The sequence below is a fragment of the Vibrio sp. TRT 2004 genome, assembly GCF_050113735.1.
In the GTDB taxonomy this organism is placed as follows: domain Bacteria; phylum Pseudomonadota; class Gammaproteobacteria; order Enterobacterales; family Vibrionaceae; genus Vibrio.
In genome coordinates, this window is record NZ_JBNJOH010000035.1 from 34142 (window position 1) to 47047 (window position 12906).

General features: G+C 44.7%; 10 protein-coding genes and 5 tRNA genes. 6 read left to right on the top strand and 9 right to left on the bottom strand.

Annotation, left to right across the window (positions count from 1 at the left end; all coding sequences use genetic code 11):
* Positions 1-394: 394 nt before the first annotated feature.
* The 5 genes from ACQEXR_RS14225 to ACQEXR_RS14245 form a co-directional block, all read right to left on the bottom strand.
* A tRNA-Pro gene (locus ACQEXR_RS14225) sits at positions 395-471 on the bottom strand.
* A 54-nt stretch (positions 472-525) separates the two neighbouring features.
* Positions 526-601: transfer RNA gene (locus ACQEXR_RS14230), tRNA-His, on the bottom strand.
* Positions 602-648: 47 nt separating this feature from the next.
* Positions 649-725 (bottom strand) — tRNA-Pro (locus tag ACQEXR_RS14235).
* A gap of 9 nt (positions 726-734) precedes the next feature.
* Positions 735-810: transfer RNA gene (locus tag ACQEXR_RS14240), tRNA-His, on the bottom strand.
* 34 nt (positions 811-844) lie between these two features.
* Positions 845-921 (bottom strand) — tRNA-Arg (locus ACQEXR_RS14245).
* Between the two features lie 298 nt (positions 922-1219).
* Here ACQEXR_RS14245 and ACQEXR_RS14250 point away from each other — a divergent pair.
* Positions 1220-1633, top strand: coding sequence for a cytochrome c5 family protein (locus ACQEXR_RS14250; protein ID WP_331417641.1), 414 nt, complete (start codon positions 1220-1222; stop codon positions 1631-1633).
* 59 nt (positions 1634-1692) lie between these two features.
* Here the strand turns inward: ACQEXR_RS14250 and rep are convergent, their stop codons facing one another.
* On the bottom strand, positions 1693-3708 hold the full coding sequence (gene rep, locus ACQEXR_RS14255) for a DNA helicase Rep (protein WP_427020581.1): 2016 nt from the start codon (positions 3706-3708) through the stop codon (positions 1693-1695).
* 174 nt (positions 3709-3882) lie between these two features.
* Between rep and ACQEXR_RS14260 the strand changes: the two genes are divergently transcribed.
* The 4 genes from ACQEXR_RS14260 to ubiK all read left to right on the top strand — a co-directional run bounded on the left by ACQEXR_RS14260 (position 3883) and on the right by ubiK (position 9129).
* Complete coding sequence (locus ACQEXR_RS14260) at positions 3883-4467, top strand: TetR/AcrR family transcriptional regulator (RefSeq protein WP_331417643.1); 585 nt, start codon at positions 3883-3885, stop codon at positions 4465-4467.
* 18 nt (positions 4468-4485) lie between these two features.
* Positions 4486-5592, top strand: coding sequence for an efflux RND transporter periplasmic adaptor subunit (locus ACQEXR_RS14265; RefSeq protein ID WP_331427892.1), 1107 nt, complete (start codon positions 4486-4488; stop codon positions 5590-5592).
* Between the two features lie 11 nt (positions 5593-5603).
* Positions 5604-8726 (top strand): multidrug efflux RND transporter permease subunit, encoded by a 3123-nt coding sequence (locus ACQEXR_RS14270; protein WP_331417645.1) that lies wholly within the window; start codon positions 5604-5606, stop codon positions 8724-8726.
* A 148-nt stretch (positions 8727-8874) separates the two neighbouring features.
* Positions 8875-9129, top strand: coding sequence for a ubiquinone biosynthesis accessory factor UbiK (gene ubiK / locus ACQEXR_RS14275; protein ID WP_138972059.1), 255 nt, complete (start codon positions 8875-8877; stop codon positions 9127-9129).
* 162 nt (positions 9130-9291) lie between these two features.
* Here ubiK and ilvC read toward each other — a convergent pair whose 3' ends face one another.
* Complete coding sequence (gene ilvC, locus ACQEXR_RS14280; protein ID WP_138972058.1) at positions 9292-10776, bottom strand: ketol-acid reductoisomerase; 1485 nt, start codon at positions 10774-10776, stop codon at positions 9292-9294.
* Positions 10777-10921: 145 nt separating this feature from the next.
* Here ilvC and ilvY point away from each other — a divergent pair, with 145 nt between their 5' ends.
* Positions 10922-11812, top strand: a complete 891-nt coding sequence (gene ilvY, locus ACQEXR_RS14285) for an HTH-type transcriptional activator IlvY (RefSeq protein WP_138972057.1) — start codon at positions 10922-10924, stop codon at positions 11810-11812.
* Here the strand turns inward: ilvY and ACQEXR_RS14290 are convergent.
* Both ACQEXR_RS14290 and ACQEXR_RS14295 read right to left on the bottom strand, forming a co-directional pair.
* Entirely contained in the window at positions 11797-12096 is a 300-nt protein-coding gene (locus ACQEXR_RS14290) for a hypothetical protein (RefSeq protein WP_427020582.1), read from the bottom strand. The two genes, ilvY and ACQEXR_RS14290, sit on opposite strands and share 16 nt — an antisense overlap.
* A 6-nt stretch (positions 12097-12102) precedes the next feature.
* Positions 12103-12804 (bottom strand): hypothetical protein, encoded by a 702-nt coding sequence (locus tag ACQEXR_RS14295; RefSeq protein ID WP_427020583.1) that lies wholly within the window; start codon positions 12802-12804, stop codon positions 12103-12105.
* Between the last annotated feature and the right edge of the window lie 102 nt (positions 12805-12906).

The window sequence follows — 12906 nt, forward strand, 5'->3', positions numbered from 1 at the left end:
GCCTATAGTTATTTAATACAGCTTTTGGTTATAAGAAAGCCAAAACAACAATAGAATAAAAATTCACACAATCAACCTTTGAGCGCTTTAACAAAATAAAAACAAAACACCAGTCAAAGAATAAAAAGCCGAATCAAATCACAAATTAAAGCCACAAAGGCGAAGCTTATAATAAATAAATCACACAAAGTCAGACTAAAACACTGCTGTTTTTGTGCGAAATTTACTCACATTAAAATAGGAATAATACAAACTGATGAGTTGGAGTATATAGCGGTAGTTTGTTGGTTTACTCACTATTTCTCTGAGCTCTATTGAAGGCAATGTTAAGGGATGAAAAGCAATCTTTGAGATGCAAAAAAGCCCTAGTCTTTCGACCAGGGCTTCTCAATAATGGTCGGTGAAGAGGGATTCGAACCCCCGACCCTCTGGTCCCAAACCAGATGCGCTACCAAGCTGCGCTATTCACCGACTTGTGTTTTATCTCGACTTTCATCAAGAATGGAAGCAAAGCTACCATAATAATGGGGTGGCTAACGAGACTTGAACTCGCGACAACCGGAATCACAATCCGGGGCTCTACCAACTGAGCTATAGCCACCATCAATTTTAGGTTTACCGCTTTAATGTAGCCATAAACTAAGATAGTGGTCGGTGAAGAGGGATTCGAACCCCCGACCCTCTGGTCCCAAACCAGATGCGCTACCAAGCTGCGCTATTCACCGAGCAAATAATGGGGTGGCTAACGAGACTTGAACTCGCGACAACCGGAATCACAATCCGGGGCTCTACCAACTGAGCTATAGCCACCACTGAAATTTTTACCGATACACCTTTAGACGAATGGCACGCCCGAAAGGATTCGAACCTTCGACCTTTGGCTCCGGAGGCCAACGCTCTATCCAACTGAGCTACGGGCGCATGCCCTATCGGCGGAGTGGAATAATACGTATATCACACAATGTCGTCTAGTACTTTTTCAACTTTTTTTATCGTTTGGTGCCTTTTTGGGCAATTAAAGTGTGATAAACCCCTATTTCCCACCAGATATACCCCTTGATGCGGTTAACTTGTTGTTTATTGCAACAAGTTATCAGGATATAATCACCCATTATTTACATTGATTTAACAGCAAATCATCTTATGAAGGGCTGTTGGTCAGTCACAATCTAATAATAGGTAAGCACGAACTTACCTTCAGGAATGTAAAGTGAGTTTAATGGATATGTCTCGAAAATTATTAACCGCTTTGGTCGCTGCGATTACTTTTTCTAGCGCCTCTTTTGCAGCCAGCGTAAGCCAAGAAGAATATGATGCAATTGCAGAACGTATCAAACCTGTTGGTGATGTCTATCTTGCAGGCGCAGAGCCAGTGAAAGCTGAACCTACTGGTCCACGCGACGGTGCGACAGTGTACGGTACTTTCTGTATCGCTTGTCACTCTTCAGGCGTAAGTGGTGCACCAAAAACCGGTGATGCTGGTGACTGGGCTCCGCGTATCGCTCAAGGTAAAGACGTGCTAACTAACCACGCAATAAATGGCTTCAATGCGATGCCTGCTAAAGGTTCATGTATGGACTGTTCAGATGACGAAATCATCGCTGCAATTGAGCACATGATTAAAGATCTATAAACCGTTCTATATCGATAAGATGGAAAAGGCTTGGATTGTCCAAGCCTTTTTTGTTTTTGCTACTTTTTGAACATCGCTCTTAGATTGGCGATATGTGCTTGGCCTTTTGCCATCCGTTCTTCGGCAGAGACTGGTTTCTTCGTTTGTTCCCACTCAACGTCGTCAAAAGGTAGTTCATCTAAGAATCGACTTTGAGTCGGCTTAATCAACTCACCAAACTGTCGGCGCTCCTTGCACATGGTAAAAGTCAGCTCTCGCTGAGCTCGGGTAATACCTACGTACATCAAACGGCGCTCTTCCTCGACATTGTCTTCATCTATGCTGGTTTGATGTGGCAGTATCCCCTCTTCACTACCAATTAAGTAAACATAAGGAAATTCCAGACCTTTAGAGGCATGCAATGTCATCAGTTGAACCGCATCGCTATCATCGTCCTCTTCACCACGCTCCATCATGTCACGCAGGGTCAAACGCTGAACCACCTCTTTAAGGCTTTTCTCTTCTTGGTCATAGTTGTCACCTTCAAGATCCGCCACTATCCAAGAGTACAGATCGGAGACGTTCTTCATGCGCATTTCTGCCACTTTCGGACTCGACGACGTTTCGTATAACCAATCTTCATAGTTAATGTCTCGAACCAAAGAGCGTACTGCCTCGACGGTATCGCCACGCTCAGCCTGATCCGCAATTTTAACCAACCAAGTCGTAAAGCGACGTAGGTTTTCTAGCCCTCTCCCTGAGAGCGTTTGCTCTAAGCCCATTTCGAAACTTGCGTCAAATAAGCTTTTGCCGCGCATGTTGGCATAACTGCCCAGTTTTTCTAAAGTTACTGGACCAATTTCACGTCTTGGCGTATTCACAATGCGCAAAAATGCATTGTCATCATCAGGATTCACCAACATTCTCAGGTATGCCATGATGTCTTTAATTTCTGCGCGGGCAAAAAATGACGTTCCTCCCGAGAGCTTGTACGGCACACGGTTTTGCATCAACGACTTTTCAATTAAGCGTGACTGGTGATTACCACGATAAAGAACAGCATAGTCCTTGTAATCGGTCCGATTAAGAAACTTATGAGCAATCAGTTCGCCCGTGACACGTTCCGCTTCATGATCTTCATTCTTAGCCAGTAGGACTTTGAGTTTTTCCCCATCTGGAATTTCAGAGAACAACGATTTTTCATAAACGTGTGGATTGTTGGCGATTAAAATATTCGCCGCTCTCAGGATGCGGCTCGTTGATCGGTAGTTTTGCTCTAACTTAATCAAACGAAGATTCGGAAAGTCTTCACCAAGCAGGACAAGGTTTTGAGGCTTTGCTCCACGCCATGAGTAAATTGACTGGTCATCATCACCAACCACGGTTAAGCGTCCACGTTCACCTACGATAAGTTTGACCAAATCATATTGGCTAGTGTTGGTGTCTTGGTACTCATCCACCAACAAGTAACGAATTCTATTTTGCCAACGCTGACGAACTTCTTGATTGGTTTTTAGTAGCAATACTGGCAATGAAATCAGATCATCAAAGTCGAGCGCGTTATAGGCTTTCATCTGTTTCTGATACATCTCAAAGCAGAACGCAAACAGTTGTTGCTGCTCACCTTTCGCCTGAGCTTTTGCTTGCTCCGGCGTCAACATGTCGTTCTTCCAATTCGAAATAGTGCTCAACAATTGGCGTAACAGGTCTTTATCACCATCGAGCTGTTTCTCTGTCAGCTCTTTCAGTAATGCCATTTGGTCCTGATCATCAAACAGAGAAAAACCTGCTTTTAAACCGAGCGCTTTGTATTCGCGTTTAATGATGTTGAGACCAAGGGTATGAAAAGTCGAGACCATCAACCCCTTTGATTCTTGCTTACCCAATGTCTGGCCAACCCGTTCTTTCATTTCCCGGGCGGCTTTATTCGTAAAGGTCACAGCGGCAATGTTACGAGCCTTGTAGCCACACTGCTGGACCAAATAAGCGATTTTATTGGTAATCACGCGCGTCTTACCTGAACCCGCGCCCGCTAATACTAGGCATGGACCAGATACATACTTTACCGCTTCGTCTTGATTTGGATTCAGCTTCATCGTGTTCTCAGGTGAATAATTCAAATGGTGACTATAATAATGCTGCAACACAGTGATTGCTATGCTCTCAACAACAAGAATTTTGCTTAGTTAGCTAAATAATTTGTTGCATATAACCATCCCTTTTGCATTATAATGAATGAACGTTCATTCACAACCAGATCAATGTAGAATATGTCTGACTCTGAACTCAACGTAGATAAAAGGCAAAAGATCATGGATGCCGCTGAAAAACTGATTGCAGAATCAGGATTTCAGGGACTATCCATGCAAAAGCTAGCTAAAGAGGCTCGTGTAGCTGCGGGCACAATTTATCGCTACTTTTCAGACAAAGAAGATCTCTTGCTGCAAGTTCGCCTAGCTGTCGTTCAACGCAATGCTGAGACTATTCAGCAAGGTGTTACGAACGAAATGACTCTCAAACAGCGTTTTCGAAAAATGTGGTTAAACATTTTCGATTTGTCAGGGTCGAATATCAGCACTTTGAAAAATCGAGCTCAATATGACTCTTTACCATGTGTTCGTAGCCATGAAACTAAAGAGCTTGAGCGCGCGATGTTCAGCAAAGTCGAACAACTGTTTGAAGAAGGGCGTGAACAAGGGATATTTAAACCTTTGGAAAATCCAGTACTTGCTGCTCTCAGTCTTGAGGTTAGCGTCACTCTGGCACGTAAACAATCTCTCGGATATTACCACCTGGATGAAAAAGCGATTGAAGCCGCTATTGAAGCCAGTTGGGATGCGATTACAAAACACTAATTTGGAGTTCTTATCAGAATGAAAAAGTGGACATTCTTTATGCTTCTTATCGCGGTACTGCTGTTTGGCAGCGTGATAGGTTTCAACTTATTTAAACAACAGAAGATTGCCGAGTATATGGCTAATCGCCCCGAGCCAGAGTTTCCTGTCACCGTTACAGATGTCAAACCGGTTGATTGGGTTCCTGTCATTGAAGCCATTGGTTTTATTGAACCTAACCAAGGTGTTACGGTTGCCAATGAAACCAGCGGTGTCATTGATAAAATCGCATTTGAATCCGGTACTCAAGTTCAAGAAGGCCAACCACTGGTGTTACTCGATTCTGCGGTAGAAAAAGCGAATCTAAAGAGCTCTCAGGCTCGCTTACCTGCGGCTGAAGCGAAATACAAGCGCTACAAAGGTCTATTCACTAAAGGTTCTATCTCTAAAGAAGCCTACGATGAAGCAGAAGCTAACTACTTCTCTCTTCAAGCAGATATTGAAAGTCTAAAAGCTTCAATTGACCGCCGTGAAATCAAAGCGCCATTTGCTGGTGTCGTAGGTATTCGTAATGTTTACCTAGGTCAATACCTGCAAGCTGGTACTGATATCGTACGTTTAGAAGATACTAGCGTTATGCGTCTGCGCTTTACGGTTCCACAAACGGACATTTCTCGTATTTCACTTGACCAAGAAGTCGATATCTTTGTTGATGCTTACCCTGAAAAACCATTTAAAGGTTCTATTTCAGCAATCGAGCCTGCGGTAAATATCCAAAGTGGTCTGATTCAAGTTCAGGCAGATATTCCAAACAGTGATGGCCAGCTACGTAGCGGTATGTTTGCTCGTGCAAATATCATCCTGCCTAAGCTTGAAAACCAAGTGACTCTGCCTCAAACCGCAATCACATTTACGTTATACGGCGACAACGTCTACATCATTTCAGATAAAGATGGTGAAAAGCGCGTAATACAGCAAGTCGTAAAAGTGGGTGAACGCACTCAAGATATCGCACACATCCTTGAAGGTGTTAAACCAGGTGATGTTGTGGTTACTTCAGGTCAAGTGCGTCTAAGCAACCACGCTAAAGTTCGTGTAGTAGAAAGCGATGCAACTACTCCACCAGCTGAAACACCAATGCTGTAACTGGAGGCCTCATGCGCTTTACTGATGTTTTTATTAAACGTCCAGTTTTAGCGGTATCGATCAGCTTTTTGATTGCGCTGCTTGGTTTACAAGCAATCTTCAAAATGCAGGTCCGTGAATACCCTGAAATGACGAATACGGTAGTTACGGTTTCGACCAGTTACTACGGTGCGAGTGCAGACCTAATCCAAGGCTTTATTACTCAGCCTTTGGAGCAAGCGGTCGCACAAGCAGACAATATCGACTATATGACTTCACAATCGGTTTTGGGTAAATCAACCATTACCGTCAACATGAAGTTAAATACGGATCCAAATGCGGCACTGTCAGATGTTCTAGCAAAGACTAACTCGGTTCGTTCTCAGCTTCCTAAAGAGGCCGAAGACCCAACCGTTACTATGTCTACGGGTTCAACAACCGCGGTTCTTTACATCGGTTTCACCAGTGATGAACTCTCTTCAAGCCAAATCACTGACTACCTTGAGCGTGTAATTAACCCTCAGTTGTTCACCGTAAATGGTGTATCTAAAGTTGATTTGTACGGTGGTATGAAATACGCACTGCGTATCTGGCTAGATCCATCAAAAATGGCTGCGTTGGGTCTTACCGCTACGGATGTAATGGCCGTACTGAATGCCAACAACTATCAGTCAGCGACAGGTCAAGCAGTTGGTGAATATGTTCTGTACAACGGTAGCGCGGATACTCAGGTATCAAACGTTGATGAGTTGTCGAATCTTGTTATTAGTACAGACGAAGGCGATGTAACTCGCCTAAGCGATATCGCTAAAGTAACGCTAGAGAAAAGTCACGACGTTTACCGCGCAAGTGCTAACGGTCAGGAAGCGGTTGTTGCAGCAATCAACGCAGCACCAAGTGCTAACCCGATCAATATTGCTGCAGATGTACTAGACCTGTTACCTCAGTTAGAGCGTAACCTACCAAGTACAATCAAGATGAACATCATGTATGACTCAACGATTGCAATCAATGAGTCCATCAATGAAGTAATCAAAACGATTGTTGAAGCAGCGGTTATCGTACTTATCGTGATCACCCTGTTCCTAGGTTCGTTCCGTGCGGTCATCATCCCTATCGTGACTATCCCGCTTTCACTAATCGGTGTAGCGATGGTCATGCAAGGTATGGGTTTCTCGTGGAACCTGATGACACTACTGGCAATGGTACTGGCGATCGGTCTGGTAGTAGATGATGCGATCGTTGTTCTGGAGAACGTCGACCGCCACATCAAGTTGGGTGAGTCTCCGTTCCGTGCAGCCATCATAGGTACGCGTGAAATCGCAGTGCCTGTTATTGCCATGACACTCACGCTAGGTGCGGTATATGCGCCAATCGCGTTAATGGGCGGTATTACTGGCTCACTATTTAAAGAGTTCGCATTAACTCTGGCAGGCTCGGTGTTCGTATCTGGTATCGTGGCACTAACACTATCGCCAATGATGTGTTCAAAAATGCTCAAAGCTAACGAAGAGCCAAGCAAGTTTGAGCAGAAAGTTCACCACATACTGGATGGTATGACTAATCGCTACGCGAAGATGCTTGCAGCAGTTATGCAGCATCGTCCTGTTGTCATTGGCTTTGCTGTCATTGTATTCGCCAGTCTGCCTATGCTGTTCAAGTTCATCCCAAGTGAACTTGCACCATCGGAAGATAAAGGCGTTGTGATGTTGATGGGTACTGCGCCGTCTAACGCAAACTTAGACTTTATGCAGAACACCATGAATGACGTGAACACGATTCTATCTGACCAACCAGAAGTTGCGTTTGCCCAGGTGTTTACTGGTGTACCTAACTCGAACCAAGCGTTTGGTATTGCATCAATGGTACCTTGGAGTGAGCGTGAAGCGAGTCAGTCTGAAGTCGCAAACCGCGTAGGTGGCCTAGTTAAAAATGTCCCAGGTATGGCGGTTACTGCTTTCCAGATGCCAGAACTACCAGGCGCGGGTTCAGGTCTACCGATTCAGTTCGTTATCACCACACCAAATGCGTTTGAAAGTTTATTCTCTATCGCGACAGACGTACTGACTGAAGTGAAGTCTAGCCCTATGTTCGTTTATTCAGATCTCGATCTGAACTACGACTCTGCAACGATGAAAATCAACATCGACAAAGACAAAGCGGGTGCATACGGCGTCACAATGCAAGACATTGGTATTACGCTAAGTACTATGATGGCTGACGGTTACGTAAACCGTATCGACCTGAATGGTCGTTCTTACGAGGTTATTCCTCAGGTTGAACGTAAGTGGCGTCTAAACCCAGAGTCGATGAACAACTACTACGTACGCTCGGCCAATGGCAAAGCAGTACCTCTAGGCAGCTTGATTACTATTGATGTTGTGGCAGAGCCTCGCTCTCTCCCTCACTTCAACCAGCTTAACTCTGCGACTGTGGGTGCGGTTCCTGCACCAGGCACTGCAATGGGTGATGCAATCAACTGGTTCGAAGGTATCGCAGCCGACAAGCTGCCAAGTGGTTACAACCATGACTACATGGGTGAAGCACGTCAGTACGTAACAGAGGGTAGCGCACTTTACGCTACCTTTGGTCTAGCACTAGCGATCATCTTCTTGGTTCTGGCGATTCAGTTTGAATCACTAAAAGATCCATTGGTTATCATGGTGTCGGTGCCCCTCGCGATTTGTGGTGCTCTGATCGCTCTAGCTTGGGGTGCAGCAACGATGAACATCTACTCTCAGGTAGGTCTAATCACGCTGGTTGGCCTGATCACCAAGCACGGCATCTTGATCTGTGAAGTCGCGAAAGAAGAGCAGCTACACAACAAACTCAGTAAGACTGAGGCGGTAATGGAAGCGGCGAAAGTACGTTTACGCCCTATCCTAATGACAACAGCAGCGATGATTGCTGGTCTTATCCCGCTAATGTACGCAACAGGTGCAGGTGCCGCTCAGCGCTTTAGTATTGGTATCGTAATCGTTGCTGGTCTAGCAATCGGTACTATCTTTACGCTGTTTGTACTACCTGTTATCTACAGCTACCTAGCTGAGAAACACAAGCCACTGCCTGTGTTTGTAGAAGATAAAGATTTGGAAAAGCTGGCACGAGTTGATGAAGCGAAAGCGGCTCAGCGTGAACTGTCAGAAAGCAAATAATCTTGAGTAAATGAAAAAGGTCACTTCGGTGGCCTTTTTTTTATTGGGCACATTCACTGATGGTCGCTTCGAATTTTTACTATCCAAATAGCGACTTTCCCGTATCAATTACATAGAATGAGGGCAAATTGAAAGGAGTTTTAGTCACATGTTTGATCCAAAGAAACTAGAGCAAATTGCTAAACAAATTCACGACTCTATGCCAACACCAGTAAAAGAGCTTGGCGCAGACGTTGACCAAAAAGTGCGTCAGGTTATTCAAGGCCAACTGAACAAACTAGACGTTGTTAGCCGTGAAGAGTTCGATGTCCAAACTCAGGTTCTACTGCGTACTCGTCAGAAGCTTACTGAAATGGAAAAAAAGCTGGCTGATCTAGAAGAGAAGTTAAGCGAGAAAGAATAGCGAGAAGCAAAGCGTTCTTAAAAAAAAGCTTGGTCTACGGAGACCAAGCTTTTTGATTAGATGTTGTGTTTTATGTTGTATTTATTGACCCCAGTCTACCCGGAGTTCTTGCCTAATTTACGTTAACAGATAACGCAAATTAGAGATTCTAAGCTAAGAAGATCAGCCGCCTACCGCGATATTTTTCATATCAGTCATGTAACCACGTAGCTCTTCACCAATGTATTCAACTGGGTGGTTACGGATAACATCGTTAACTTCGATAAGACGCGCGTTATCGACTTGGTTAGATGTTTCACCTAAGCCACGACCGATTACGTCAGTACCAATTGAAGGCATGAATTTCTCACGCAGTAGCGGTGTTGCTACGTTTGCAAATAGGTAGTTACCGTATTCAGCCGTGTCTGAAATAACAACGTTCATTTCGTATAGACGCTTACGTGCAACCGTATTAGCAATTAGCGGTAGTTCGTGTAGAGACTCGTAGTACGCAGACTCATCAATGATGCCTGATGCTGTCATCGCTTCGAATGCGAGCTCAACACCTGCACGAACCATTGCAACCATTAGGATACCGTTGTCGAAATACTCTTGTTCAGAGATCTCAACGTCCCCTGCTGGGTAGTTTTCGAATGCTGTTTCGCCTGTCTCAGCACGCCAGCCAAGTAGGTTCGCGTCATCATTAGCCCAGTCAGCCATCATAGTACTTGAGAAATGACCAGTGATGATGTCATCCATGTGCTTGTTGTATAGCGGACGCATTAGCTCTTTTAGCTCTTCAGAAAGCTCAAATGCTTTGATTTTTGCTGGGTTCGATAGACGATCCATCATGTGTGTGATGCCACCAAACTTCAGTGCTTCTGTGATGGTTTCCCAACCGTATTGCAGAAGTTTACCTGCGTAGCTCGGGTCAATACCGTCAGCAACCATTTTCTCGTAAGAAACGATAGAGCCTGCTTGTAGCATGCCACATAGAATAGTTTGCTCACCCATAAGGTCAGACTTAACTTCAGCAACAAATGAAGACTCTAGACAACCCGCGCGGTGACCGCCTGTACCAGCTGCCCATGCTTTCGCGATATCCCAGCCTTCACCTTTAGGATCATTTTCTGGGTGAACAGCGATCAGGGTTGGTACACCAAAGCCACGTTTGTATTCTTCACGAACTTCTGTACCTGGACATTTAGGAGCAACCATGACAACCGTTAGGTCTTTACGGATTTGCATACCTTCTTCAACTACGTTGAAACCGTGTGAGTAACCTAGTGCTGCCCCTTCTTTCATTAGCGGCATGACTGTTTCTACTACGTTAGTGTGCTGCTTGTCTGGCGTTAGGTTGATCACAAGATCTGCGTCAGGGATTAGGTTCTCGTAGCTGTCTACTTCAAAGCCATTTTCTTTTGCATTTTTGTATGACTGACGTTGCTCATCAATCGCAGCCTGACGTAGTGCGTACGCGACGTTTAGACCTGAGTCACGCATGTTGAGACCTTGGTTTAGGCCTTGAGCACCACAACCAACGATAACGACTTTTTTACCTTTCAAGTAATCCGCTTCGGTCGCGAATTCGCTGCGATCCATGAAACGACAACGACCTAATTGGTCTAGCTGCTCGCGTAGGTTTAAAGTATTGAAATAGTTAGCCATATGGGCGCTCCTTTAAAGAATTTTTCCGTTGAGGTCGGTAGCTCTGGTACCGAATGAGTTCATACTAAAACAGACAGACTGTTGCCGAAAGTGATATATTCACAATTAGTAATTGCAATTAATGCAACAAAGGTGTGACCATTTCATGAACATTAAATGTCTCCAGCTATTTATTCACCTGTGTGATAGTAAAAGCTTTGCTAAGACGGCTTCTGCGATGCATATCAGCCCTTCAGCGCTAAGTCGCCAGATTCAAAAGCTGGAGAGTGATACCAATCAGGTTCTTTTTGTGCGTGACAACCGTAGTGTCGAACTCACGCCCGCGGCCAAGAAGCTTCTCCCCGTCGCACTTAAAATTCTCGGTGAGTGGCAAAACTATAACGCTCAGTTAAAAGGCCATGAGCAGGAGCTTAGAGGAGAAATTCGCTTATTCTGTTCAGTAACCGCCAGCTATAGCCATTTACCAGAACTGTTGTCTGAGTTTCGCCTGCAGCACCCATTTATCGAGTTTAAACTCTCTACCGGCGATCCAGCACAAGCCATAGAGAAAGTTCTCGCCAACGAAGTAGATATTGCTATCTCTGCCAAACCGGAACAGCTGCCAGCTCGAATCGAATTCGAAACCATCAGTGAAATCCCCCTTTCCGTTATTGCACCAGCCGGGATCAGTAACTTTGCCGAAGAATTACAGAAGGACCAGCCAGATTGGTCTGCGATCCCTTTTATTGTTCCAGAATCAGGAACGGCACGTGACCGTGCCAATGCGTGGTTTAAGGCGATGAAGATTAAACCGACCATTTACGCACAGGTATCGGGGCATGAAGCGATTGTTAGTATGGTGGCCTTGGGGTGTGGTGTTGGCATAGCGCCGGATGTTGTCATCAACAATAGCCCGGTGAAAGAGAAAATACAGCGCCTCAAAGTCGCCTCTATTAAGCCATTTAAACTCGGAGTGTGCTGCAACCGTTCACAACTAGACAATCCCTTGGTGAAGGCGTTGTGGGAAATGGCACACGATACCTACATCGCACCATAAACTGATGCTGAGAAGTTGTGTTCAAACTTAAAACTCTCGTTGTAAATTCCTATATTTGCTTTTCCACTGCCTGCATTCCATGACCATCCGGAGCAGCTTTCCCCACGGCCAAAGTAGTTTACGCGAACACTGATATTGGCATCTGCTGGCTTTTTCCCGGCTATCACCATATACGGCTCTTCGCCCGCGCCCCATATTCGCTCCGATGGCCCCAAATAATAGACGAATAGAATTACTGTAATGATGATAAGCACAATCGATAATATTCGCTGTTTGTTACCCATACCCAGTTACTTACCTGTTTGAGGATCTAACGGGGTACTACGATACTCTTCACCAGCTAAAATATCGTAGTGAATCACCGTATCGCTATTGAACTGAGAGAAATCAAAGTAGACAGTTTCTGCATTGTAATTTGGTTTTTGAGATATTTTTTCGTCATCTACAAACAAATAGCAGCCAAGCGAACCAGACCAAACTTTCCCTAAACCCTTAAATATATAAGAATTACAATTTCTCGATTCTATTTTGGAAGCTAAATCTCTCGGTTTATTGCCATAATCAGTACCGGCTCGATAGATGCGTAGGTTCGCAAACCCTACTGTATCGAAGGCATTGATTAGCTCCACTTCCATATTAGATAGGTAAGTTATGCAGCCTCTCTCTGGTTGTCTTGGTTGGTAAGGGATCCTTAGTTCATAAAAATTTTCATCTGCTGAGAAGTTGTGTTCCAACTTAAAACTCTCGTTGTAAATTCCTGTATTTACTTTTCCACTGCCTGCATTCCATGACCATCCGGAGCAGCTTTCCCCACGGCCAAAGTAGTTTACGCGAACACTGATATTGGCATCTGCTGGCTTTTTCCCGGCTATCACCATATACGGCTCTTCGCCCGCGCCCCATATTCGCTCCGATGGCCCCAAATAATAGACGAATAGAATTACTGTAATGATGATAAGCACAATCGATAATATTCGCTGTTTGTTACCCATACCCAGTTACTTACCTGTTTGAGGATCTAACGGGGTACTACGATACTCTTCACCAGCTAAAATATCGTAGTGAATCACCGTATCGCTATTAAACTGAGAGAA